Here is a 24,683-nt window from a genome sequence, read left to right as displayed (position 1 = left end):
GGCGTGGGGTTTGAAATGAACGAAGGCCGGTGATCTACCCGATCACCGGCCTTCGTTGTTTTAACGCTTAAACCCGCTCAAAAATCGCCGCAATCCCCTGGCCGCCACCGATGCACATGGTCACCAGCGCATAACGGCCGTTGGTGCGGTGCAGTTCGTGGATGGCTTTGGTGGCGATGATTGCGCCAGTCGCGCCGACCGGGTGGCCCAGGGAAATACCCGAACCGTTCGGGTTGACCTTGGCCGGGTCGAGGTCCAGTTCCTGGCTGACCGCACAGGCCTGGGCGGCGAAGGCGATGTTGGCTTCGATCACGTCCATGTCGGCGACGGTCAGGCCGGCACGCTTGAGCGCCAGGCGGGTGGCAGGCACCGGACCGAGGCCCATCAATTCCGGTTCAACACCGGCGTGGGCGTAGCTGACCAGACGGGCCAGCGGGCGCAGGTTGTTGCTCTGTACAGCGGCACCGGTGGCCATGACCAGCGCAGCGGCGCCGTCGTTCAGGCCAGAAGCGTTGCCGGCCGTCACCGAGCCATCTTTCTTGAACGCTGGCTTCATGCCCGCCAGTTGTTCCAGCGTGGTAGCGCGAGGGTGTTCGTCGACGCTGAACAGCTTGGTTTCCTTGCGATCACGGATTTCCACGCCAACGATTTGCTCGCTGAAGTAGCCATTGGCGATGGCGAAGGCCGCGCGCTTCTGGTCTTCCAGGGCCAGGGCGTCTTGCATTTCACGGGTGATGCCGTTGCGTTCGGCAACGTTCTCGGCGGTGATGCCCATGTGGATGCCGTGGAACGGGTCATGCAGGATGCCCAGCATGTAGTCGATGGCCTGGATGTTGCCCATGCGCGCACCCCAGCGGGCGGCTGGCATGATGTACGGCCCGCGGCTCATGGATTCGGCGCCGGCACCGACGACGATGTCGGCATCGCCCAGCATCAGGGTTTGCGCGGCATTGATGATCGCTTGCAGGCCGGAACCGCACAGGCGGTTGACGTTGTAGGCCGGGGTTTCTTTCGGGATGCCGGCGTTCATGGCGGCAACGCGGGAGATGTACGCGTCGCGGGTTTCGGTCGGGATCACGCTACCCATCACCAGATGGCCGACTTGCGCCGGGTCTACGCCGGAGCGTTGCAGGGCGGCCTTGACGGCCGTGGTCGCCAGGTCGGCCAGCGGAACGTCTTTGAGCGAACCACCAAAGGTGCCAATGGCGGTACGTGCGGCGCTGACAACAAAAATATCCGGGGTGTTCATTACGGCTTTCCTCTTGGTGAATGCTTTTCTGTACTGCGATTGAGTAGGGCGGTCAACGCTGTTTGCGCTTCAGGCGTGTTGACGCGCTCGATGAACAACAGGTTTTCCTGACGAATGGTGGCTTTGAGCTCCGGCAATGACGCCTGTTTGAGCAGTTGCCGGGTCTGGCGCAGGGATTCTTGTGGCAATGCCAGCAGGCGCCGGGCCAGAAATTGTGCGGCGGCGAGGCATTGTTGGCCGTCGTCGAACAGTTCGTTGGCCAGTCCACACGCGACCGCCGCAGCGCCGTCGAGGCTGTCGCCCCATAACAATAGACGCGCGGCGCGAGCGTGGCCGAGCAGGCGCGGCAACAACAGACTCGCGCCGAATTCCGGGCACAGCCCCAGGTTTACAAACGGCGTGCGCAGCTTGGCGTTACGCGTGACCAGCACCTGATCGCAATGCATCAGCAACGTGGTGCCAATGCCGATGGCCGCGCCGCAAACAGCAGCGATCAGCGGCTTTTGCAGATGAATGACGACATTCATCAAGCGAAACGCCGGGCTGTCCAGATGCGTCGGCGGATGTTCGAGAAAGTCCGCCAGGTCATTGCCGCTGGTAAAGCACGTAGGGCCACCGGTGAGCACAATCACGCCGACGTCGTCGTCTTCATCAGCGGCCAGCAAGCGGTCGGCCAACTGCGTGTACAGGCTGTTGTTCAGTGCATTGAGCTTGTCGGGGCGGTCAAGGGTGAGCGTCAAAACGCCTTCGTTTCGATCGTGTTTGATCAGCTCGCTCATGAAATGCCCCCGCCTGTTTTGTCCGGCAGCCACTCTAAGCGCCCGGCCCGCGCGGGAGCTATGACAAAACGAGTCAACGAATCTGCTGCTTTTTGCCATGTTGCACCACGGCGCCAGCGGTCAAACGGTTCACACACCCATTCGGGGTATGGTGCCGATTGCCCAATCGCTCAATAGTGGCGTCAACCGGTCATCCAGAACCGACTTCGCTTGATAAGGTGAATTTGCTATGCGCAAGGCCCTCATGGTGATTTCCAGTCTGTTGCTTGTTCCGCTGACATTGAATGCCCACGCCGACGACGTGAACGAGAGCAATACCCTGCGGCTTTATAATTGGGCCGATTACATTGGCGAAAAAACCATTGCCAATTTCGAGAAAGCCTCCGGCATCAAAGTGATCTACGACACGTTTGATGCCTATGAAACGGTGCAGGCGAAGTTGCTGACCGGGCACTCCGGTTACGATCTTGTGGTGTTGAATGCCTCCCTTGCGCCACCGCTGATCAAGGCCAAAGTGTTCCAGCCGCTAGACAAGAAGTTGCTGCCGGGCTGGACCAATCTTGACCCGAAAGTCTTGCAGGACTTGCAGGGTTTTGATGCCGGAACGGTGTACTCCGCGCCTTACACCTGGGGCAGCAACGGCATCACTTACAACGTCGACAAGATCAAGGAGCGCATGCCGGATGCGCCAATCGGTTCGCTGGCGATGATTTTCGATCCAAAAATCGTCTCACGCTTTGCTGACTGCGGCGTCACCCTGGTCGATGCGCCCACTGAAGTCATTCCCCTGGCCTTGAAGTACCTGGGACGCGATCCGCGAAGTGCGGCCCCGGAAGATCTGAAAGCCGCGCAAGAGTTGCTGTTGACGGTCAGGCCTTACATCAAGAAGTTCGATTCGGTGAACTACCTGACCAGCCTGCCCAATGGCGATGTCTGCATGGCCATGACCTGGTCTGGCGACTACGCGACGGCCATGGCCCGCGCCGAAGAAGCCAAGTTGAAGATCAAACTGGCCTATTTCATTCCCAAGGAAGGTTCGCTGATCTGGTTCGACAACATGTACATCCCCGCCGATGCCCCGCATGTCGCCAATGCCCACAAGTTCCTCGAGTACTTGATGCAGCCGCAGGTGATGGCCGACGTCACCGACTTCATTCATTACGCCAACAGTAACGCGGCGGCCACCCCGTTAGTGGATGCCGACGTGCGCAACAACCTGGCAATTTATCCCGATGAAGAAACCCGCCAGCGCCTGTTTCCGCAAAAGACTCAGGACGCCAAGGAAATGCGCGCCATCACCCGCGTCTGGAGCACGGTGAAGAGCGGGATTTGATCGTTTAACCCTTCGGTTTGAGGTTTTTGTATGGTTACTCCAACGTTGAAAGTACTGCCGACCGTGAATGACGCCCATTTGATCAAGGCTGATAAAGCCCATTACATGCACGGCTATCACATGTTCGACGAGCACGCCGAACAGGGGGCGCTGAACATTGTGGCCGGTGACGGTGCCTACATCTACGACGCTCAGGGCAACCGTTTTCTCGATGCGGTGGGTGGCATGTGGTGCACCAACATCGGTTTGGGCCGTGAGGAAATGGCCCTGGCGATTGCCGATCAGGTGCGGCAACTGGCGTATTCGAATCCGTTTTCCGACATGTCCAACAACGTCGCCATTCAGTTGTGCGAAAAACTCGCCAGCCTGGCGCCGGGCGATCTCGACCACGTGTTCCTGACCACTGGCGGCTCCACCGCTGTGGACACCGCGTACCGCCTGATTCAGTACTACCAGAACTGCCGTGGCAAACCGGAAAAGAAGCACGTCATCGCCCGTTTTAACGCGTATCACGGCTCCACCACGCTGACGATGTCGATCGGCAACAAGGCCGCCGACCGCGTGCCGGAGTTCGATTACGCCAACGACAAGATTCACCACGTGTCCAACCCCAACCCGTACCGCGCACCGGACGGCATGGACGAGGCGCAGTTTCTCGAATTTCTGATCAAGGAGTTCGAAGACAAGATTCTTTCCATCGGCGCGGACAAGGTGGCGGGCTTCTTTGCCGAGCCGATCATGGGTTCCGGCGGGGTGATCATTCCGCCCAAGGGTTACCTCAAGCGCATGTGGGAAGTCTGTCAGCGCTACGACATTCTGTTTGTGGCCGATGAAGTGGTGACCTCGTTCGGTCGCCTGGGCAAGTTCTTCGCGTCTTATGATCTGTTCGACGTGCAGCCCGACATCATCACCACGGCCAAGGGCCTGACCTCGGCCTACCTGCCGCTGGGTGCGTGCATTTTTTCCGACCGTATCTGGAAGGTTATCGCCGAGCCCGGCAAGGGCCGCTGCTTTACCCACGGTTTTACCTACAGCGGTCACCCGGTGTGCTGCACGGCGGCGCTGAAGAACATCGAAATCATCGAGCGCGAACAGTTGCTGGCGCATGTCGATGTGGTCGGCGCTTATCTGGAGGAACGGCTGGCGACGCTCAGCGACTTGCCGCTGGTGGGCGATGTGCGCTGCCAGAAGTTCATGGCGTGCGTGGAGTTCGTGGCCGACAAACGCACCAAGGCGTTGTTTGCCGACGAGGTGAATATTGGCGAAATGATTCACTCCCGTGCCCAGTCTCGCGGCTTGCTGGTGCGGCCGATCATGCACCTCAACGTCATGTCGCCGCCGCCTGATTCTGACGTGTGCCCAGGTCGATGAAATCGTCGAGATTCTGCGGGTGTGCATTCTTGAAGTGGCGACCGAACTTGAGAAAAACGGCCAGTACTTCGGGCAATGAATTCGCTCAATCTGCGGTTACCCGGTGCCGGTTCTCCCGCTAGACTGCGGGGCATGAGCAAACCCAACGACGAAACGCTGATCGCATTGCCCTTCGGGGCGTTGCACAAATGGCACGGCGACATGCGCGAAGCATTCGCCCATGTCGACAAGCCTGATGCGCTGCAATACCTGGCGTCGGCGTTCGGGCACCTGGTGTCCATCGAGTCGGTGATGATCAGCCTCGAACACAAGGACCGGCCGCCGCAGTTGCTGTATCAGCGCGGCATCCCGGAGGAGTATCGGGAGTCGATCATCGACCGTTATTTTTCCGGTGGTTACCTGCTCGACCCGTTTTGCCTGGCGGTGGAGCAGGGCTTGGCCGAAGGGTTTTATCACCTGGAGGAAATAGCCCCGGACAACTTCTTCGACAGCGAGTACTACAAGACTTATTACGTGAAGGCCGGGTGTTCGGAGGACAGTTTTTACCTGATCGATACCGGCCATGACAGCCAAGTCTCGGTCAGCCTGTTTCAGGGTTTTGGTGGGGAAAGCCTGCGGGCGGAACAACTGAACCTGTTGCGGGCGGTCGAGCCGTTGGTTCGCGAGTTCATCAGCGAGTTCGGCCGTCGAGGCCTGGCGCGCAGCACGGTGATTGAAAGTGTGCGTGATGATCTGAAGCAGCGCGTGCAGTGCGCCTTCGAAAACTTTGGCTGCGAGGTGCTGACCGAACGCGAGCGGGAAGTGGCGCACATGGTGCTCAGGGGGCACTCGGTGAAATCCACCGCGAGCCAACTGAGCATTTCCCCGGAAACCGTGCGCATGCACCGCAAGAACCTGTACCTGAAACTGCAGGTCGGGTCGCAGTCGGAGTTGTTTGCACTGTTTATCGAGTGGTTGCGCCAGCACTGACCCAAATCTACAACCCACCCGAAAAAACCTGTGGGAGATTCTATGTTGCAGGGGAACCCTGCAGCCTTAAATTTGGCTGGTATTCGCTCTGGTTTTTCATGAGAGCGAATGCCACCCGGCATAGCTTGCGGGCGAGGATCACCAGGGCTTGGGTTTTTGCCAAGCCTCTGACGAGATAGGACTCATAGTACGGTTTCCAGGTGGCAGACCGACAAGCCGCCATCGCCGCGTTGTGAGCCAGGCGCCGCAGCTCCGTATCGCCTTTTTTGGACAGGTGGCGAGGGCTGTTCTTCTTGCCTGAATCCTTTGCTCGCAAGTCCATCCCCAAAAAAGCAATGAATGCATCGCCGTTGGCGAAGTGACCGCGCATGAATGCGGTCGCCAAGCCCATAGCCGTAAGCTCACCGATCCCCTCAATGGCTTTGCAGCGCTTGATGTTTTCGGTGATGCCTGCCTTTTTGCTGACTTTGTGCAGTAATTTCTGGATGGCTTGCTCCGCTTGTTTGAAGGACTTCAATTGCCGGGCCAATTCATCCTTCAGAAGCGGTTCACCTGACCAACTCAGCGTCATGCCCACACGCACATTGATAAGCTCTGCGCGTCTATGAAGCAGACTTTTCAACACCTTGTAGGCCTGCGGAGGTGGACTCCAGAGGCGCAGTCGATCCTGCTCGCTAGACAGGTAACGCGCGAGCAGGCGCGCATCACAAGGGTCGGTTTTCGCCCGTTGGCCAATGCTTTCGCGGTAGTGGCTCAGACGATAAGCATCCACAACGTAAACCCGGTGTCCCATTTCATGGGCCAGTTCGACCGTGTCCAAGTGGTAAATGCTGGTGGCTTCCAAAGCAATTGAGCTTTGCGCAGGCAGAGCTTTGAGCCAACGCCCAAGAGTCTCTCGGTCGTTGTTGATGTGTTGAGTGGTTTGCATGTCTTCGCGGTAAGCGACGATTTCGGCCTTGGCTACATCGATACCGATTACCGTTGGCGAGGTAAGGATTGTCATGACGAATCCTCGGAGCTAGGGTTTAAGGGCTTGTCGGGGTTTACCCTTGCGCTGGCTTGCCTCTATCGTCGGTTTTACCGATGAATTCCTTATCGGCGCTTCGGGTAGAAGGGGCGGGACGAGAAGTCTCCCACGGTCCGTACTGGCTAGAGTCGGAATCGAGCTTTAGTCCCGCCCACCCCTTCAAGTCTAAACATACAAGCGAGCTTGCTCGCGATGAGGCCATGACATTCAACATCAATGCTGAATGTAAGTCCGCTATCGCGAGCAAGCTCGCTCCCACAGGGAGAGGGGTTGACCACAATATTTGTGGTCAGTCCTCGCGTTTAACGACAAGGGTCAGAATGTCGTAACTGGCCACCAGCTCTCCCAGCTGGTTAGTCACCTCAACATCCCACGCCACCACCCCTTGCGGAATGCCTTGCGGGCTCTTCTTCCCTTGGTCGATTTTGCGTTTGCAGGTCAATCGCGCCTGAATCGTGTCGCCAATCCCCACCGGATTGATAAAGCGCAATGTATCCAGGCCATAGTTGGCCAGCACCGGCCCCGGCGCTGGGGAAACGAAAAGCCCGGCCGCCGCCGACAACACGAAGTAGCCGTGGGCGATGCGTTTGCCGAATTGCGATTCCTTGGCGGCGATGTCATCGAAGTGCATGTAGAAGTGATCGCCGGACAGGCAACCGAAGTTCACCAGATCGGCTTCGGTCACGGTGCGACGGTGCGTCAGCAGCGACTCACCAATCTGCAGATCCTGGAAGAACCGGCGGAATGGATGCACCTCGGTTTCGATGACCTGGGCGCCGCGTACGTATTCACCGGTGACGGCGGCCAGCATGGTCGGCGAGCCTTGTACCGCTGCGCGTTGCAGGTAGTGTTTCACCGCGCGCAGACCGCCGAGTTCCTCACCGCCACCGGCACGACCCGGGCCACCGTGCTTGAGTTGCGGCAGTGGCGAGCCGTGGCCGGTGGACTCGGCGGCGCAATTGCGATCCAGCACCAGCAAGCGACCGTGCCACGCCGCTGCGACAGGGATGGCCTTGGCGGCGATCTGCGGATCCTTGGTGATCAGACTCGCCACCAGGCTGCCTTTGCCGCGTGCCGCCAGTACCAGCGCTTCGTCGAGATCGTCGTACGCCATCAGGGTGCTGACCGGGCCGAACGCTTCGATATCGTGCGCGCCACCTTCGGCGTGCGGATCGCGAGCTTGCAGCAAGGTCGGGGCGAAGAACGCGCCCTGGCTGACGTTCTCGCCGCGCGGTTCGAAACCGTCACGGGCGCCGAACAGCATGTCGCTGCTCTGCAACAGGCTTTCCAGGCGCTCGGCCACGTCTTTCTGCTGATCGTGGGACGCCAGCGCACCCATGCGCACGCCTTCCACTCGACGGGTCTCCGACCACGACTTTGGCCAGGCGATCACGCAAGCGGGTCGCGACCGCGTCAATGTGTTTGGCCGGCACGATGGCGCGGCGGATGGCGGTGCATTTCTGCCCGGCCTTGGTGGTCATCTCCCGGGCGACTTCCTTGATGAACAGCTCGAATTCTTCGTCGTCCGGGGTCACGTCCGGGGCGAGGATCGCGCAGTTCAGCGAGTCGGCTTCGGCATTGAACGGCACCGAGTTGCGGATCAGGTTCGGATTGACCCGCAGCTTGGCGGCGGTGTCGGCGGAACCGGTGAAGGTCACCACGTCCTGGCCCTGCAAGCGGTCGAGCAAGTCACCGGTACTGCCGATGATCAACTGCAAGCTGCCCGGTGGCAGCAAGCCGGATTCGTCCATCAGGCGCACCACGGCTTCGGTCAGGTAGCTGGTGGCGCTGGCCGGTTTGACGATGCACGGCATGCCGGCGAGAAAGCTCGGTGCAAACTTTTCCAACATGCCCCAGATCGGGAAGTTGAAGGCGTTGATGTGCACGGCCAGGCCACCCCGTGGCACCAGAATGTGCGTGCCGGCGAAGGTCCCGAGTTTGCTCAGCTGCATCGCCGGGCCTTCATGGACGATGTTGCCCGATGGCAATTCCCGCGAGCCCAGGCTGGCGTAGGTGAAGAGGGTGCTGTTGCCGCCTTCGATGTCGATCCAGCTGTCGGCACGGGTCGCGCCGCTGTGGTGGGAAATCGCGTACAGCTGTTCCTTGCGCTCGCTCAGGTACAAGGCCAGTGCCTTGAGACGCTGGGCGCGTTGCTGGAAGTCCAGCGCCATCAGGCCGCTGACGCCCTGGCGGCGGCCGTGCTCGATGGCTTCGGCGAAATCCGGGCGCTCTTCGTGAGTGCGGGCGATTTCATGGCCGTCGATGGCGCTGCGCAGGATCTGTGCGCCTTGTTGACCGATCCAGCGACCGGCGATGAAACTCTGCAGAGTAGGGGCATGCAGTGTAGGTGAAGAGGACATCACGATTGCTCCTGATTGTGAACGGTTGTGGCGCGGTCGCAACCGCGCCCTTTCGGAATTACCAAAGCGCCAAGGTGTAACCGACGATCAAGCGGTTCTCATCGATGTCGGTCGTCAAGCCATTGCCGGAACGGAATGTCACGTTGCGCCAGCGCAGGCTGACGTTTTTGAACGCACCGCTCTGGATCACGTAACTGATATCGGTGTCGCGCTCCCATTCGCTTCCGTTGTCGACCCCGCCCGCGTTGACATGGCTGCCGTCGGTGTAGCGGGTCATGAAGGTCAGGCCGGGAATGCCTTGCGCGGCGAAGTCATAGTCATAACGCAGCTGCCAGGAATCCTCGTCGGCGCGGGTAAAGGTGTTGAAGGTCACCAGGTTGACCACGTACGGATCGCCACCGTTGAGGAACGGAAAGGCGCTGTCGCCGGACAACTGCTGGAAGGCGGCGCTGACCTTGTGGGCACCGTGGGACACGGTGAACATGCTGTTGAAGTTACGGTTGTCGATACGTCCGGCCTTTTCGGCACCGTCGCCGCGGCTGTCGAAATAACGCAGGTCGCTGCGCAGGTTGAAACCGTTGCCCAGCGGCAGGGTATGCACTAGCCCGACGAATTGCTGACGATAAATCTGGTCGAGCTTGCCGTAGTAGTAGCTCACATTCAGTTGCGGACTGAACGCGTAGCCGCCGCCACCGAAGTCGAAGTGATCGCTGGTGGCGGCGGCGTAGCCGATGTCATCGTTGCTGGAGGAGTCCCGCAGGTTGGCCTTGGTCAGGCGCCCGGCATTCACCGTCAGGCCGTCGATTTCCTGGCTGGTCAGCAAGCCACCTTCGAAGGTAGAACCCAGAAGGCGTGTGTCGTTGTAGGTCACCACCGGTAGCAAGGGTTGCAGGGTGCCGAGCTTCAACAGGCTTTTGGACACGCGCAGTTTGCCGGTCAGGCCCAGCTCGCTGTACTCGTCGTCGGGCTCGTGGCTCTGCGGGCCGAAGGGCAGCAGCCCGGTGCCACGGCGATCCGGGCTGGAGTCGAGCTTCAATCCAAGCTCTCCCAAGGCGTCGAGACCGAAACCGAAGGTGCCGTCGGTGAACCCGGACTCGATGCGCGCAGTAAATCCCTGGGCCCATTCCTCGGCTTTGGATTGCGGCGCGTTGTTCTGCCGGAAATCACGATTGATGTAATGGTTGCGCATTTCAATCCGGGCCTTGCTGTCGTCGATGAAGTCGGCCATGGCGCAGGGCGCGACCATGGGCAGACTTAATGCGGCGGCGAGCGAAAACAGTGACTCGTAAGGTGCAGTACGTGCGGGTTGCATTATTTTTATTCCCTGCCAACTGATCGGTCGTTATTTAGTGTTTGCTGGCGCCGGAGGCACCAATGCCAGTCATCGATCGGATGAACTGCGCCAGATAACGGCCACGCTCAAGGGCTGCACGAGGTGACGTGTCGGTGACAGAAAATGCCCAGGCACTGAAGAACGCCAGGCTCATGGAAAACAGCGCCGGGTTGGAGTAGGGGAACAGTGCCTTGTCGTGATGCAACACGTTGACCCATACCGCCGGGCTCAGCACCAGCAACACAATCGCCGAGACCAGCCCGGACAAGCTGCCGAGGACGGCGCCACGGGTGGTCAGGCCTTTCCAGTACATCGAAAGGAACAGCACCGGGAAATTCACCGACGCGGCGATGGCCAGTACCAGGCCAGAGAGGAAGGCAATGTTCTGTGATTCGAACAACAGGCCGAGAATGATCGCCAGCACCCCGATGCACAGCGTGGCGATTCGCGAGACGCGGATTTCCTGCTGCTCGGTTGCCTGACCTTTGCGCATCACACAGGCATACAAATCGTGGGAAACCGCCGAGGCGCCGGACAGCGCCAATCCGGCAACCACCGCCAGAATGGTCGCGAAGGCAACCGCCGAAATGAAGCCGAGGAACAGGTTGCCACCCACGGCCTGAGCCAGGTGCACGGCAATCATGTTGCCGCCGCCGATGATCGCGCCGCTGGCATCGCGGAAGGCAGGATCAGTGCCGACCATGACGATGGCGCCGAAGCCGACGATGATCAGCAACAAGTAGAAGTAGCCGATGAAGCCGGTGGCGTAGAACACGCTTTTGCGCGCTTCCTTGGCATCGCTGACGGTGAAGAAACGCATCAGGATATGGGGCAGGCCAGCGGTGCCGAACATCATGCCCAGTCCCAGGGAAATCGCATCGATCGGGTTGGACAGCAAGCCGCCTGGCGCCATGATCGCACTGCCCTTGGCATGCACCGCGGTGGCGCCGGCAAACATCGCTTCGGTGCTGAAACCGAAATGCTTGAGCACCATGAAGGCCATGAACGTGGTGCCGAACAGCAACATCACGGCTTTGATGATCTGCACCCAAGTGGTGGCGAGCATGCCGCCGAAGGTCACGTAGAACACCATCAACACGCCGACCAGCATGACGGCGTAGAGGTAATCGATACCGAACAGCAATTCGATCAGCTTGCCGGCCCCGACCATTTGCGCCACCAGGTACATCAGGGCGACAGTCAGGGTGCCGAAGGCCGAAGTCAGGCGTACCGGGGTTTGTTCCAGTCGATAGGAGACTACGTCGGCAAAGGTGTATTTGCCCAGGTTGCGCAGGCGTTCGGCAATCAGGAACAGGATGATTGGCCAGCCGGCCAATACGCCCAATGCGTACAGCAAACCGTCGTAGCCATTGAGGAACATCATCGCGGAAATGCCGAGGAACGAGGCTGCCGAAATCATGTCGCCAGCAATCGCCAAACCATTCTGGAACCCGGTCATGCCACCGCCCGCGGTGTAGAAGTCGCTGGCGGATCGGGTTCGCAGTGCTGCCCAGCGAGTGACGCCGAGGGTGAACAGGACGAACACCAGGAACATGCCGATGGCGTTCCAGTTCAGAGGACGGGACACACCGTCGGCGGCTGCCGCAAAGTCAGCAACAAAAGCCAGGGGCAACAGGAGTAATCCAGGAAGACGGCTCATCGGGCGCACTCCTGCTTGAGTTTTTCATTCAGCGGATCGATCACGTTGTTGGCGCGATAGACATAGAAACCGGTCAGCGCGAACGCCAGCACGACAATCACCACGCCCACCAGCATGCCTACGGTGGTCACGCCACCACTGAGGGATTGACCGAGGGTGCTGGGAGAGAACGCAACCAGCAGGACGAAACCGAAATAAATCGCCAGCATGATCATCGACAGCGGCCAGTACAGGTTCTGTTTACGTCGTACCAACTGGATGAAGTCGGGATTCTGGCGAATGAGTTCTATGTCTTGGGGTGTCATGGCACGCTCTCTTTTGTTGTTTTTGTTGTGGGGTAAACGGTGTATCCGGGATTGATCACTGAAACTGTGGGCGCGGGCTTGCCCGCGATGAGGCCATCACCTTCAACATTGCCGGTGGTTGACCCATCGCTATCGCGGGCAAGCCCGCTCCCACAGGGGTTGGGTAGTTCCTGCAAACGGGGTTTCAGAGTTGATCGAAATCCAGCACCACTTTGTCGCTGATCGGGAACGCCTGGCACGACAGCACATAGCCGGCGGCCACTTCGTAGTCTTCCAGGGCGTGGTTGCTGTCCATTTCTACTTCGCCTTCGATGACCTTGCACTTGCAGGTCGAGCACACGCCGGCCTTGCACGAGTAGGGCAGTTCGGCACCCTGGGCGTTGCCGGCATCGAGGATGCTCTGGCTGTTGCGCGGCAGATCGAAGGCCAGCGCGCGGCCATCGCTGATGACGGTGATCTGGCTGACCGCCGCATCCACCTGGCGGGCCGCCTCGCGGGCTTCACGTTTCTGCTGGCTGCCAGCGGCGGCGAACAGTTCGAAATGGATACGCTCAGGCGCCATGCCTTTGGCCTTGAGGCTGTCGCGCACGGTTTCAGTCATCTCTTGCGGGCCGCAGATAAACGCGGCGTCGAGGGCTTTGACGTCGAGCCAGCGGGAGAACAACTGTTCGCATTTCTCGGCGTTGATCCGGCCGTTGTACAGGTCGACATCCTGCTGCTCGCGGCTGAACACGAAAATCAGGTTCAGACGCTGCAAGTAGCGGTTTTTCAGGTCCTCCAGTTGCTCGCGAAACAGCGCGCCGGAGCTGGAACGGTTGCCATACAGCAGGGTGACGCGGCTGTGCGGCTCGGTTTCCAGGGTGGTCTTGATGATCGACAGGATCGGCGTGATGCCGCTGCCCGCTGCTACGGCCAGGTACTGGCCGTGGCGCGCCGGGTCGAGTTCGACACTGAAGTGCCCGGCGGGCGGCATGACGTCCAGCGTGTGCCCTGCCTTGAGTTGCTCGTTGGCAAACGCCGAGAAGCGCCCACCCGTCACCCGCTTGACCGCGATGCGCAGCTCACCGTCATTCACGCCGGTGCAGATCGAGTAAGAACGGCGGACTTCTTCGCCGTCCAACTGGGTGCGCATCACCAGGTGCTGGCCCTGGGTGAAGTGAAAACTGTCCTGCAGGTGTTGCGGAATCTCGAAGGCGATGGACACCGCGTCACGGGTCTCGGTGCGCACGTCCTTGATGGTCAGGCTGTGAAATTTACTCATTATTGTTCTCCAGCTGGGACGGCCGATTGCCGCTCAGATGCACTTGAAATAGTCGAACGGTTCCCGGCAATCGATGCAGCGATACAGGGCCTTGCAGGCGGTGGAACCGAACTCGCTGAGCACTTCGGTGTGGGCGCTGCCGCATTGCGGGCAGACGACCACCGGGCTTTCGCCGAGCAGGCTGCGCTTGCTGGTGCTGCCCTCCGGCGGGGCGATGCCGTAGGCGCGCAAGCGTTCACGGCCACTGGCGCTGATCCAGTCGGTGGTCCACGCCGGGGTCAACTTGCGCTCAAGTTGCGGCGCCTTGAACCCGGCCAGTTCCAGTGCCTCGCGGATGTCGCTTTCGATCACTTCGGTGGCGGGGCAACCGGAATAGGTCGGCGTGACCACCACGTGCAAGTGACCGGCCTGCCAATCCAGGTCGCGGACGATGCCGAGGTCGACCACGCTGACCACCGGCACTTCCGGGTCCATGACCTGCGCCAGGGTTGCCCACGCAGCGGCCAGGTCGGTCGGTTGTACCGCCCGGGCGCCCAGGTCGCTGGCGATCAGCTCACCAGGTTGCATCGGGGTACGCTCGTGGCAGGCATTGCATCTCTGCCAGCAGGATGCCGAGGTGTTCGGTGTGCAGCCCTTTGCGTGCGTTCAGGTAGAAATAATTTGACGCGGCGGGTACGGGCAGGGTAGCGCTGGCGAAGATCGCGCTGACCCTGGCTTGCCACTGCGCGGCAACGCTGGCGATGTCCGGGGTGATGCCGGCTTCGCACAGGCGCTGCTCGCTGTCATCGGCGGCAATCAGTTCGACGGTGAAGCGCCAGACCTCAGGGATCGCCGCCAGCATGCGCCGATGGCTTTCCTCAGTGCCGTCACCCAGGCGCTCGACCCACTCGCCGGAGCGGCGCAGGTGATAGGTCACTTCCTTGACCGCTTTGGCGGCGATCCCGGCAATGCGCTCGTCGCTGGACTGGCTCAGGCCCTGCAACACCGGCAAATGCCAGGCGTCATAGAGGAACTGCTTGAGCATGGTCACCGCGAAGTCGCCGTTGGGTTGCTCCACCAGCAGCAGGTTGCGATAAGCGCGCTCGTCACGGCGGAACGCCAGGTCATCGGCGCTGCGGCCGTCGTTCAGCAGTTCGGCGGCGTATTCCAGCCAGTTACGCGCCTGGCCCACGAGGTCGAGGCCGACGTTCATCAACGCCAATTCTTCTTCCAGCGCCGGGGCCTTGCCGCACCATTGGCACAGGCGCTGGCCCTGGATCAGGGCGCTGTCGCCGAGGCGCAGCAGGTATTCGATCAGATCAGTCTGGTTGTTCATGGTCGACCTCACATGTGCCCGACTTCGGCCGGCAGCTCGTAGAAGCTGGCGTGGCGATACACCTTGTCGTCCGACGGATCGAACAGCGGGTCTTTTTCATCCGGCGACGAAGCGGTAATCAGTGCCGACGGCACCACCCACAGGCTCACGCCTTCGCTGCGACGGGTGTAGAGCTCGCGCGCGTTCTCGATGGCCATGGTGGTGTCGGCGGCGTGCACGCTGCCGACGTGCTTGTGGTTGAGGCCGTGCTTGCTGCGCACGAAGACTTCAAAAAGGGTCCATTCAGACATTTCAATGACTCCACATCAGGTGGCCGGATCAGGCGGCGTTCTTGTTTTGTTTTTTGCGGGCGTGGGCGACGGCGGCTTCGCGAACCCAGGCACCGTCTTCAATCGCCTTGCGGCGGGTGGCGACGCGTTCCTGGTTGCACGGGCCGTTGCCCTTGAGCACTTCGTAGAATTCGCTCCACTGGATCTCGCCGAAGTCGTAGTGGCCGGTTTCGGCGTTCCACTTCAAATCCGGGTCCGGGCAAGTGCAGCCCAGCAGTTCCAGTTGCGGGATGGTCTGGTCGATGAAGCGCTGGCGCAGTTCGTCGTTGCTTTGGCGCTTGATTTTCCAGGCCATGGACTGAGCGCTGTTCGGCGAGTGTTCGTCGCTTGGGCCGAACATCATCAGCGATGGCCACCACAGGCGGTTGATCGCGTCCTGGACCATGTCTTTTTGCGCCTGATTGCCGTGGCGCATCATGGTCAGGAGGATTTCGTAACCCTGGCGCTGGTGGAAACTTTCTTCCTTGCAGATCCGCACCATGGCCCGGGAGTAGGGGCCATAAGAGGTGCGCTGCAACACCACCTGATTGACGATTGCCGCGCCGTCCACCAGCCAGCCCACCGCGCCCATGTCGGCCCAGTTCAGCGTCGGGTAATTGAAGATGCTCGAATACTTGGCCTTGCCGCTGTGTAGCTTGGCGATTTCTTCATCGCGGTCGGCGCTCAGGGTTTCCATGGCGCTGTAGAGGTACAGGCCATGGCCGGCTTCATCCTGAATCTTCGCCATCAATTGCAGTTTGCGTTTCAGCGTCGGCGCGCGGGTGACCCAGTTGCCTTCGGGCAGCATGCCGACGATTTCAGAGTGAGCGTGCTGGGAAATCTGCCGAATCAGGGTTTGCCGGTAAGCATCTGGCATCCACTCTTGGCTTCGATCTTGATTTCTGAATCGATTTTTTCCTGGAAGGCGCGTTCCTTCTCGGACATCTCCGAGAGGTCTTTGATGCGCTTTACGCCGGTTTCTACGAGCTGTGCGTACATTTTTGGTCTCCCCCGCCGTGAATCTGTTTGATGGCATGGAGAACTTTATAAGCGATACAGAAATTAATATCAAACATAAAATGGTGTGTCGTATGTGTTTTTGTATCGCTTTGGGATGGGTGGTTGGTTTGGTCGGGGGCATATCCGTTTTTTTTGTGATGGCTTCTATTGGTTCCGCTCTTACAGCGGGTCACTTTGGAAGAGCGCCAAAGTAACCAAAGCGCGTTTGCCCCTTTCGTTCGGTGCCTCGCCTAGGCTCGGCATACCCTCGCTCCGGTCCTGCTCCGTGGGCCCGCCGCCATCGGCCATCCATGGCCGGGGGCGGCTAACCCGGCATCCTTGCCGGGTTGCCCACTGCGCAGAACCTGCGCTCGGCCTCTCGAGGGGGCGGTGCGTCAAGATCAAAGGCTGCAGGCGAGCTAACGCTCGGCCTTGAGTGGTGAGAAGCGAAAGCCTTGCGCCGATTTTTTGTAGGAGTGAGCCTGCTCGCGATGCTTTTGCTTGATCGTTCCCACGCTCTGCGTGGGAATGCATCCCCTGACGCTCCGCGTCACAGAGGCTCCGATTTCTGGACAGCCTGATGGCTACCTAGTAGCATCCGCCGCATACGGATTTTCTCCTGCGCGTCGACTGACGTGGGTCTATCAAGGAATCGAAATGCACACTTTCACCCATGGCGATAAATCGGTTGTTTTCACTGTCCTGAGCGGTGAAGTGGTGGGCAGCGAAAAGCTCAGCGAAACCCGCGTGACATCCACTGGCGGCGTTCATGTGAACGGCAAGGACAGTGAAGTGACGCCGGTGCGTGTCAGTTCGGTTTCGATCATTAATCATGAGTTCTGGGTCAAAACCCCGGACGGCGTCGAGCACGACGTGAAGTTGCGCGGTGTGGATATTCCGTTGCGCACCGGCCAGGACATCTCGTTGATCAGCGCTTTGAAAAGGATGGTTCGCCGCTGCATGCCATTTTGCAGAACCACACCGCCTCCAAACGCTGGGTGTTGCGCGACGGCAACGCGCTGCACACCGAGCTGGAGTTGGCGCCCTTCAACTGGAATACCGTGCTGATCGTGTCTGGATTGTGTGTCGCCGGTATTGCGACCGCAGGTCTGGGGCTTTTAGCGGCAGCGGGCTATTTGTTCTATGCGATTTATCAGGGCTCTCAGCGCAAGAAGCTGCTGGTCAGCGATTTGAACGCCTACCTCGAGAAGCTGGAAAATCAGGTCGCCAGTCGCATTCAGGGCACCAAGCCCTGCACAGGTTATGCAACCGGCCCAGACCGATCTTTTTGCCCTGGCAGAAGTCATTGTTCAGGAAGAAGAGGTTGTACAGGCAAGCGTCGAGGCTCCCGCAGAAAACGCAGTGCTCAACAGCGACAGCGTACGCCGGGCGCTGTCACGCAAACTCTGAGCAATAGGCCTTTGAGGGTTCTTGCGCAGACCCAAACCTCGCATCGATAACGGGACGCAGAGCATCCTCGGCGGCGTCTCCACGCGGAGCGTGGGAACGATCAAAGCAAAAGCATCGCGAGCAAGCTCACTCCTACAAAAATCGGGGTACGGCTTTGGCTTCTCACCACTCAACAGGCCGAGTGTTAGCTCGCCTGCCGCTTTTGATCTTGACGCACCGCCCCCTCGAGAGGCCGAGCGCAGGTTCTGCGCAGTGGGCAACCCGGCATGGATGCCGGGTTAGCCGCCCCCGGCCATGGATGGCCGATGGCGGCGGGCCCACGGAGCAGGACCGGAGCGAGGGCATGCCGAGCCTTAGCGAGGCACCGAACGAAAGGGGCAAAAGCGCTTTGGTTACTTTCGCGCTTTTCGAAAGTGACCCGCCGTAAGGGCGGAACCAATAGCCGCCGTAACCGCAAAAATGGATATGTACACCCGATAGAAAATGGCCGGCTGCCAGAAAGCTATCGCGAGCAGGCTCACTCCTACAGAGGGCGTACGCGTTCCAGCTAAAAAAAGCCCCGCAATTGCGGGGCCATAAAGGGTGCAGCAGTCATGCTTTAGGGCGTTTGTCCAGAACGTGGCAAGCCTTGCCCTCAGATCGCTTGATCGAGTGAAACGGCTGCAAGACGATCCGCGAACTGATCCCGATATACGTCTTGATGTGTTTGCTCAATTCACCGCAAACAGCCTTCTGCTGATCATCGGTCAGGTGCTGGTGCTCAGCCTTCAACTCGACATGCACATCAACACTGTCCATGTTGCCATTGCGATACAAATGGATCTCGTAACACTCGGCCAGTTGTTTAACTTTTAAAACCTGCTCCTCAATCTGCGTCGGGAACACGTTGACCCCACGAATGATCAGCATGTCATCGCTGCGTCCGGTGATCTTGTCGATACGACGCATTGGCCGCGCGGTGCCGGGCAGCAAGCGCGTCAGGTCGCGGGTGCGGTAGCGGATCATCGGCAAGGCTTCTTTGCTCAGCGAGGTGAACACCAGTTCGCCCATTTGACCATCCGGCAGCACTTCGCCGGTCACCGGGTCGATGATTTCCGGGTAGAAATGGTCTTCCCAGATCGTCGGTCCGTCCTTGGTCTCAGCGCATTCCATGGCGACACCCGGCCCCATGATTTCCGACAGGCCATAAATATCCAGTGCAGTAATGCCCAAGCGGTTCTCGATGGCGCTGCGCAGCTCGCCGGTCCACGGCTCTGCGCCGAAGATGCCCAGGCGCAGGGCCAGTTTGTGCGGGTCGATGCCCTGGCGCTCGATTTCATCGGCGATGTTGAGCATGTACGACGGCGTGACCATGATGATGTCCGGCTGGAAATCCTTGATCAGCTGCACTTGTTTTTCAGTCTGCCCACCGGACATCGGAATCACCGTGCAACCCAGGCGTTCGGCGCCGTAGTGGGCACCGAGACCGCCGGTGAACAGGCCGTAGCCATAGGAAATATGCACCTTGTCACCACGACGCCCGCCCGCCGCACGGATCGAACGGGCGACCACGTTGGCCCAGGTGTCGATGTCGTTCTGGGTGTAACCGACCACGGTCGGCTTGCCGGTGGTGCCGCTGGAGGCGTGCAGGCGCACCACCTCGTTCATTGGCACGGCGAACATGCCGTAGGGGTAGTTATCGCGCAGGTCGGATTTGGTGGTGAACGGGAACTTCGCCAGGTCGTCCAGTGATTTGATGTCGTCCGGGTGCACACCCAGCGCATCGAAACGCTGACGGTACAGCGGCACATTGTTGTAGGCGTGAGTCAGGCTCCAGCGCAGGCGATCCAGCTGATGTTGACGCAATTCGTCGATGCTGGCGGTTTCCAGCGGGTCCAGCACAGGATCAAGCACGGCTTTGGCAATTGGCATGTTCATGAGTTCACTCGAATTGTTTTTGTGTTCCGGCCCGGCCGCGGCAGGGCTTTGAGTGCATGCCCCAAGGATACCTCTGGGCGCCTTGGGAATCGCGGTTCTTTAGTCGGATATACGCTCAATGATCAGCGCGATTCCCTGGCCGACGCCGATGCACATGGTGCACAAAGCGTAGCGGCCCTGACGTTCTTCCAGTTCATGCAGGGCGGTGGTCACCAGGCGCGCGCCACTCATGCCCAGCGGATGGCCAAGGGCAATCGCGCCACCGTTCGGGTTGACCCGAGGATCGTTGTCGCCAAGGCCCAGTTCACGCAGCACCGCCAGGCCTTGCGCAGCGAAGGCTTCGTTGAGTTCGATCACGTCCATGTCGGCCAGGCTCAGGTTGGTCAGTTCCAGCACTTTGCGGGTCGCCGGCACCGGGCCGATGCCCATGATGCGTGGCTCGACACCGGCGGTGGCCATGGCGACCACCCGGCCGCGCGCTTTCAAACCGTGGCGTTTGGCGACTTCCGGGCTGGCCAGCAGCAGCGCACACGCGCCATCGTTGACCCCGGACGCATTGCCAGCGGTGACGCTACCGCCTTCGCGAAACGGCGTACCGAGTTTCTGCAGTTGCGCAAGCGTGGTATCGCCGCGCGGGTGCTCATCGTGCTCGACGATTTTGGCCGGGCCTTTGCGTTGCGGGATGTCGACCGCGACGATTTCCTTGGCCAGACGGCCACTGGCTTGAGCGGCACCAGCGCGCTGCTGGCTGCGCAGGGCGAAGGCGTCCTGGTCGGCGCGGGAGACATTGAACTGCTCGGCGACGTTCTCGGCCGTCTCCGGCATGGAGTCGATGCCAAAGGTTTTCTTCATCAGTGGATTGACGAAGCGCCAGCCGATGGTGGTGTCGTAAATCTGCGCATCGCGGGAAAACGCCTGTTCGGCCTTGCCCATCACCAGTGGCGCGCGGGACATCGATTCAACACCGCCGACCAGCATCAGGCCAGCCTCGCCACAACGAATCGCTCGCGCCGCGGTGCCGATGGCATCCAGCCCGGAGCCGCACAAGCGGTTGAGCGTGGTACCGGGCACGCTGACCGGCAAGCCGGCCAACAGCGCTGACATGCGGGCGACGTTGCGGTTGTCTTCGCCGGCCTGGTTGGCGCACCCGTAAATCACGTCATCCACGGCATTCCAGTCGACCTGCGGGTGACGGCGCAGCAGTTCACGCAGTGGCACCGCGCCGAGGTCGTCGGCACGTACGCTGCTCAAGGCTCCGGCGTAGCGACCGATCGGGGTCCGCACCGCGTCGATGATCAAGGCGTCATTCATTCGGGGTCTCCTGCGCCAGCACCGAGCCGCGCACTTTGTAGGATTTGCCATGGAACAGGGCGATCAACTGGCCCTGTTGGTTTTCGATACGTACGTCGTAGTTGCCGGTGCGCCCGGAACGGCTTTGCTCGGTGCACTCGGCAGTCAGGGTGTCGCCCAGGCGGGCTGGGGCGATGTAGTCGATGCTGCAACCGATGGCCACCGTGGCGTCGTTGTAGCTGTTGCAGGCAAAGGCAAACGCCGAGTCGGCCAGCGCAAACAGGTAGCCGCCGTGGCAGGTGCCGTGGCCTTGAAGCATGTCGGCGCGCACGCTCATGCCCACGCGGGCACAGCCGGGGGCCGCCGAGAGCAGGCGCATGCCCATCGCCTGGCTGGCGGCGTCGCGGTTGAACAGGGTTTTTGCGCAGTCGCTGGCCAGGTTCATCGCTTCGTGATTAGTCATGGAAAGTCCTCCCTTCGGCGACCCGACGGCGCAACAGCAGCGAGGGCCGATAACGCTCTTCGCCGTAACTGGCTTGCAGGTTTTCCAGCACCTTGAGCACGTGCGACAGGCCGACGGCATCCGCCCAGGCCAGCGGGCCTTGCGGGTAATTGACCCCGGCGCGCATTGCCAGATCGATGTCGGCGGCCGACGCCACGCTTTGCAGCACAGCGTCGGCGGCTTCGTTGGCGAGCATGGCGACAGTGCGCAGCACGGCGAGGGCCGGGCTGTCGCTGAGCAGGCTTACGTTGAAACCGGCCCGTTGCAGCAGGGCAACGCCTTGTTCGAGGGCCACCGGCTCAATGTCCGCTGTGCAACTGATCGCGATTCGGCTGGCGTTGCCGTAATCGAGCACGAGGTCGAGCAGGATCAGATTGCGCAACCCGTCTTCCCTGGCGCGCTGACAGGCCATGCGCCCATCGCTCAACGCCAGCACCGCGTCGCCCACCCGCAACAGGCCTTGGCCGTCGCGTTGAATGACTTCGATGTTGTGTGTGCGCAGGCGCGGGATCAGCGCATTGGCAGCGCCGAGATCACCTTCGATCACGCAGCTTTCAACGGTCTGCTCGCTGCTGATGGTGGTCGGCTGCGGGCGTTCGGCGTTCTCGGCGTAGCTGTAGAAACCGTGACCGCTTTTGCGCCCCAGACGCCCGGCGTCCACCAGGTCTTTCTGGATCAGCGAAGGCTGGAAGCGGGTGTCGGCGTAATAGGCGTCGAACACTGAGCAGGTCACCGCATAGTTGACGTCATGGCCAATCAGGTCGGTCAGTTCGAAAGCACCCATCGCAAAGCCACCGGCATCGCGCATCAGCGCATCCAGCGTCGAGCAATCGGCAACGCCTTCCTGCAGCAGGCGCAGGCTCTCGGCGTAAAACGGCCGGGCCACGCGGTTGACGATGAACCCCGGCGTTGAACGGGTGTGCACCGGTTTTTTGCCCCAGGCCTTGGCGGTGTCGTACAGGCAATCGGCCAAGGCTGGATCGCTGGCCAGCCCCGAGACGATTTCCACCAGCGCCATGATCGGCGCGGGGTTGAAAAAGTGCAGGCCCAGCAGGCGTTCTGGGTGATCCAGTTGTGCGGCGATGCTGGTGATCGACAGCGACGAGGTGTTGCTCGCCAGAATGCAGCGCTCGCCGCAGATACCTTCCAGTTGGCGGAAGAGGGCGCGCTTGACCTCAAGGTTCTCGACGATGGCTTCGATGACCAGTTCGCAATCGGCCAGCGCTTCGATGGCTTCCACAGGCAGCAAACGAGCGATGGTCGCGGTGCGGGCGTCGGCCGAGAGCTTGCCTTTCTCGACGCGTTTGCCCAGTTGGCGGTCAATGCCGTCGATGGCTTGAGCCGCGGCGCCGGGGCGATTGTCCAGCAGCAGCACGGTGTGGCCGGCCTGTGCCGCGACCTGTGCAATCCCGGCACCCATGGCGCCGGCGCCGATCACTGCGATGGGTGCGTTGGTGTTCAGTGCGGTCATGACTCAGCGCCCCTTGAAGCTTGGGCTGCGTTTTTCCATGAAGGCGCTGACGCCTTCACGGTAGTCCTCGCTGCGCCCGGCCAGGCGTTGCAAGTCTTTTTCCAGCTCGAGCTGCTCGTCGAAGGTGTTGCTCAGGCTGGCATTGAGGCTGCGTTTGATCAGTGCCAGGCCGTAGGTCGGTTGCGTGGCGAGGTGACGGGCCAGTGTCAGCGCTTCACTACGCAGTTCGGCGTCGTCCACGCAGCGGTAGATCAGGCCCCATTGCTCGGCCTGTTCGGCGCTCAATCGATTGCCGAGCAAGGTCAGGGCTTTGGCGCGGGCCATGCCGACCAGGCGCGGCAAGGTCCAGGTGCCACCGGAATCGGGGATCAGGCCAAGTTTGCAGAAGGCCTGGATGAAGCTCGCCGAACGCGCCGCCAACACCAGGTCGCAGGCCAGCGGGATGTTGGCGCCAGCGCCAGCGGCCACACCGTTGACCGCGCAGATCACCGGCATTGGCAGGTCGCGCAATTGGCGGATCAGCGGGTTGTAGAACTTCTCGATGGACTCGCCCAAGTCCGGCGCGGCATTGCCCGGCGCCACATTGCGATCGCCCAGGTCTTGCCCGGCACAGAAGCCGCGACCTTCACCGGTCAGCAGCAAAACGCGTACGTCCGGGTTTTGCCGAACCTGCTTCAGGGCTTCTTTGACTTCACCGTGCATCTGCGCGTTGAAGCTGTTCAGTTGCTCGGGGCGATTGAGGCTGAGCAGGGCGACACCGGCCTCGATGGAAAACAGGATGTGTTCGAAGTTCATGGTCATGGCGCTCTCTGGAGGTCGTTCGCTTTTTTGTAAAAAGGGCGGGGTGATTACTGGCCCGTGAAGTTCGGTGTGCGCTTTTCCTGAAAGGCCTGAATGCCTTCGTCGCGGTCGCGGGTGCCGGCCAGCACGGTGAAGGCATGGCGCTCGAAACGCAGGCCGCTGGCCAGGTCGGTGTCCATGGCCTTGAGCAGCGCTTCCTTGGCCAGGCGCACCGCCAGCGGTGCTTTGCCGGCAATGTTGTGGGCGATCTGCAAGGCGCGTTCGACGGTGAATTCCGGCTGGGTCACTTCGCTGACCAGGCCGGCGCGTTGCGCCTGGCGGGCGTCGATCGGCTCGCCGGTCAGGACCATTTGCATGGCCATGGATTTGCCGACGGCCCGCAGCAGGCGTTGGGTGCCGCCGGCGCCCGGCATGATCCCGAGGTTGATTTCCGGTTGGCCGAAACGCGCGTCTTCCCCGGCAATGATGATGTCGGCGTGCATCGCCAATTCACAGCCACCGCCGAGGGCGAAGCCGTTGACGGCGGCGATCAGCGGTTTGTTGAAGCGGGTAATGGTTTGCCACGACGCCTGGCGCGGGTCGTCGAGGATGCCGACCAGATTGCGCTCGGCCATTTCCTTGATATCGGCGCCGGCCGCGAAGGCTTTGCGGCTGCCGGTCAGGACCACGGCGCGGGTGTTGGCGTCGGTTTGCGCGGCGTTCAGTTCATCGGCCAGCTCACCGAGCAATTCGGTGGTCAGGGCGTTCAGCGCTTGCGGGCGCTGCAACGTAATCAGGCGAACGCCCGGTTCGATGATCTCGACAACAAGGGTTAGAGGCATGGCGGATGCCCTCACGGTGCACGCTCGGCTGTACTGCCGGCTCATTATTGGATCGGCGCGGTGGGCCGGTTTTGCCTGAGTATACCTACAACGTGATACGCAACAGCAACATAAAAGTTCATTTAATGTGTCTTATTGATGAGCGGTCGGTTTCTTTCAGTCCGCGGCTTAGGGAGCCTTGTGAACGAGTAATCACTGGTTT

20 protein-coding genes and 3 pseudogenes are annotated in these 24,683 nt (G+C 60.7%); 5 read left to right on the top strand and 18 right to left on the bottom strand.

The genetic code is table 11. The features are described 5' to 3' along the window. Positions 1-67: 67 nt before the first annotated feature. Together AB4N76_RS04685 and AB4N76_RS04680 are read right to left on the bottom strand one after the other, a co-directional pair. Positions 68-1,249, bottom strand: a complete 1,182-nt coding sequence (locus AB4N76_RS04685) for an acetyl-CoA C-acyltransferase family protein (RefSeq protein WP_046032657.1) — start codon at positions 1,247-1,249, stop codon at positions 68-70. Beyond that, complete coding sequence (locus AB4N76_RS04680) at positions 1,249-2,028, bottom strand: enoyl-CoA hydratase (protein ID WP_046032658.1); 780 nt, start codon at positions 2,026-2,028, stop codon at positions 1,249-1,251. The genes AB4N76_RS04685 and AB4N76_RS04680 overlap by 1 nt, the downstream gene beginning before the upstream one ends. Positions 2,029-2,257: 229 nt before the next feature. On the opposite strand from AB4N76_RS04680, the gene AB4N76_RS04675 reads away from it, so the two are divergent. From AB4N76_RS04675 to AB4N76_RS04665, 3 genes and pseudogenes are all read left to right on the top strand, one after another. Beyond that, positions 2,258-3,361, top strand: coding sequence for a polyamine ABC transporter substrate-binding protein (locus AB4N76_RS04675; RefSeq protein ID WP_046032659.1), 1,104 nt, complete (start codon positions 2,258-2,260; stop codon positions 3,359-3,361). 30 nt (positions 3,362-3,391) lie between these two features. After that, positions 3,392-4,811, top strand: a pseudogene (locus AB4N76_RS04670) (aminotransferase). Beyond that, the gene (locus AB4N76_RS04665; protein ID WP_109787292.1) at positions 4,808-5,701 is read left to right on the top strand and encodes a helix-turn-helix transcriptional regulator; all 894 of its coding nucleotides are present in this window, start codon (positions 4,808-4,810) and stop codon (positions 5,699-5,701) included. The pseudogene AB4N76_RS04670 and the gene AB4N76_RS04665 overlap by 4 nt, the downstream one beginning before the upstream one ends. Positions 5,702-5,741: 40 nt before the next feature. Here AB4N76_RS04665 and AB4N76_RS04660 read toward each other — a convergent pair whose 3' ends face one another. The 10 genes and pseudogenes from AB4N76_RS04660 to paaA all read right to left on the bottom strand — a co-directional run bounded on the left by AB4N76_RS04660 (position 5,742) and on the right by paaA (position 16,269). Next, complete coding sequence (locus AB4N76_RS04660; RefSeq protein WP_046031124.1) at positions 5,742-6,704, bottom strand: IS110 family transposase; 963 nt, start codon at positions 6,702-6,704, stop codon at positions 5,742-5,744. A gap of 313 nt (positions 6,705-7,017) precedes the next feature. Continuing rightward, positions 7,018-9,088: pseudogene (gene paaZ / locus AB4N76_RS04655) on the bottom strand (phenylacetic acid degradation bifunctional protein PaaZ). Positions 9,089-9,146: 58 nt separating this feature from the next. Further along, on the bottom strand, positions 9,147-10,400 hold the full coding sequence (locus AB4N76_RS04650; RefSeq protein WP_460164223.1) for an OprD family porin: 1,254 nt from the start codon (positions 10,398-10,400) through the stop codon (positions 9,147-9,149). Between the two features lie 34 nt (positions 10,401-10,434). Then, complete coding sequence (locus AB4N76_RS04645) at positions 10,435-12,081, bottom strand: cation acetate symporter (protein ID WP_460164222.1); 1,647 nt, start codon at positions 12,079-12,081, stop codon at positions 10,435-10,437. Next, positions 12,078-12,386, bottom strand: a complete 309-nt coding sequence (locus AB4N76_RS04640) for a DUF485 domain-containing protein (protein ID WP_046032664.1) — start codon at positions 12,384-12,386, stop codon at positions 12,078-12,080. The genes AB4N76_RS04645 and AB4N76_RS04640 overlap by 4 nt, the downstream gene beginning before the upstream one ends. Positions 12,387-12,570: 184 nt before the next feature. Further along, positions 12,571-13,647 (bottom strand): 1,2-phenylacetyl-CoA epoxidase subunit PaaE, encoded by a 1,077-nt coding sequence (paaE, locus tag AB4N76_RS04635; protein WP_460164221.1) that lies wholly within the window; start codon positions 13,645-13,647, stop codon positions 12,571-12,573. Positions 13,648-13,680: 33 nt separating this feature from the next. Next, positions 13,681-14,214, bottom strand: coding sequence for a 1,2-phenylacetyl-CoA epoxidase subunit PaaD (gene paaD / locus AB4N76_RS04630; protein ID WP_046032666.1), 534 nt, complete (start codon positions 14,212-14,214; stop codon positions 13,681-13,683). Continuing rightward, the gene (gene paaC / locus AB4N76_RS04625; protein WP_460164220.1) at positions 14,201-14,962 is read right to left on the bottom strand and encodes a 1,2-phenylacetyl-CoA epoxidase subunit PaaC; all 762 of its coding nucleotides are present in this window, start codon (positions 14,960-14,962) and stop codon (positions 14,201-14,203) included. Before paaC ends, paaD begins: the two co-directional genes overlap by 14 nt. An 8-nt stretch (positions 14,963-14,970) precedes the next feature. Then, entirely contained in the window at positions 14,971-15,252 is a 282-nt protein-coding gene (gene paaB, locus AB4N76_RS04620; RefSeq protein ID WP_007943393.1) for a 1,2-phenylacetyl-CoA epoxidase subunit PaaB, read from the bottom strand. A 28-nt stretch (positions 15,253-15,280) separates the two neighbouring features. Beyond that, positions 15,281-16,269 (bottom strand): annotated as a pseudogene (gene paaA / locus AB4N76_RS04615) (1,2-phenylacetyl-CoA epoxidase subunit PaaA). Between the two features lie 657 nt (positions 16,270-16,926). Here paaA and AB4N76_RS04610 point away from each other — a divergent pair. Both AB4N76_RS04610 and AB4N76_RS04605 read left to right on the top strand, forming a co-directional pair. Further along, the gene (locus AB4N76_RS04610) at positions 16,927-17,337 is read left to right on the top strand and encodes a hypothetical protein (RefSeq protein WP_460164219.1); all 411 of its coding nucleotides are present in this window, start codon (positions 16,927-16,929) and stop codon (positions 17,335-17,337) included. Beyond that, entirely contained in the window at positions 17,271-17,729 is a 459-nt protein-coding gene (locus AB4N76_RS04605; protein WP_460164218.1) for a hypothetical protein, read from the top strand. The genes AB4N76_RS04610 and AB4N76_RS04605 overlap by 67 nt, the downstream gene beginning before the upstream one ends. Before the next feature lie 541 nt (positions 17,730-18,270). On the opposite strand, the gene paaK is transcribed toward AB4N76_RS04605, so the two are convergent. The 6 genes from paaK to paaF form a co-directional block, all read right to left on the bottom strand. After that, positions 18,271-19,596: a phenylacetate--CoA ligase PaaK gene (paaK, locus tag AB4N76_RS04600; RefSeq protein WP_046032670.1), complete on the bottom strand. Its 1,326-nt coding sequence runs from the start codon at positions 19,594-19,596 to the stop codon at positions 18,271-18,273. A gap of 99 nt (positions 19,597-19,695) precedes the next feature. Further along, positions 19,696-20,907, bottom strand: a complete 1,212-nt coding sequence (pcaF, locus tag AB4N76_RS04595; protein WP_460164217.1) for a 3-oxoadipyl-CoA thiolase — start codon at positions 20,905-20,907, stop codon at positions 19,696-19,698. After that, complete coding sequence (gene paaI, locus AB4N76_RS04590) at positions 20,900-21,349, bottom strand: hydroxyphenylacetyl-CoA thioesterase PaaI (protein WP_046032672.1); 450 nt, start codon at positions 21,347-21,349, stop codon at positions 20,900-20,902. Before paaI ends, pcaF begins: the two co-directional genes overlap by 8 nt. After that, positions 21,342-22,859, bottom strand: coding sequence for a 3-hydroxyacyl-CoA dehydrogenase PaaH (gene paaH, locus AB4N76_RS04585; protein WP_460164216.1), 1,518 nt, complete (start codon positions 22,857-22,859; stop codon positions 21,342-21,344). The genes paaI and paaH overlap by 8 nt, the downstream gene beginning before the upstream one ends. A 3-nt stretch (positions 22,860-22,862) precedes the next feature. Further along, positions 22,863-23,654 carry a 2-(1,2-epoxy-1,2-dihydrophenyl)acetyl-CoA isomerase PaaG gene (gene paaG / locus AB4N76_RS04580; protein ID WP_046032752.1) on the bottom strand — a complete coding sequence of 264 codons (792 nt, stop codon included), beginning with the start codon at positions 23,652-23,654 and terminating at the stop codon, positions 22,863-22,865. A gap of 53 nt (positions 23,655-23,707) precedes the next feature. Further along, entirely contained in the window at positions 23,708-24,481 is a 774-nt protein-coding gene (gene paaF, locus AB4N76_RS04575) for a 2,3-dehydroadipyl-CoA hydratase PaaF (RefSeq protein ID WP_460164215.1), read from the bottom strand. Positions 24,482-24,683 lie beyond the last annotated feature (202 nt).

It is taken from the genome of Pseudomonas sp. S2_F03 (genome assembly GCF_054668335.1).
Note: the sequence above shows the minus strand (reverse complement) of the source record. Positions and strands in the feature narration are given on the sequence as shown.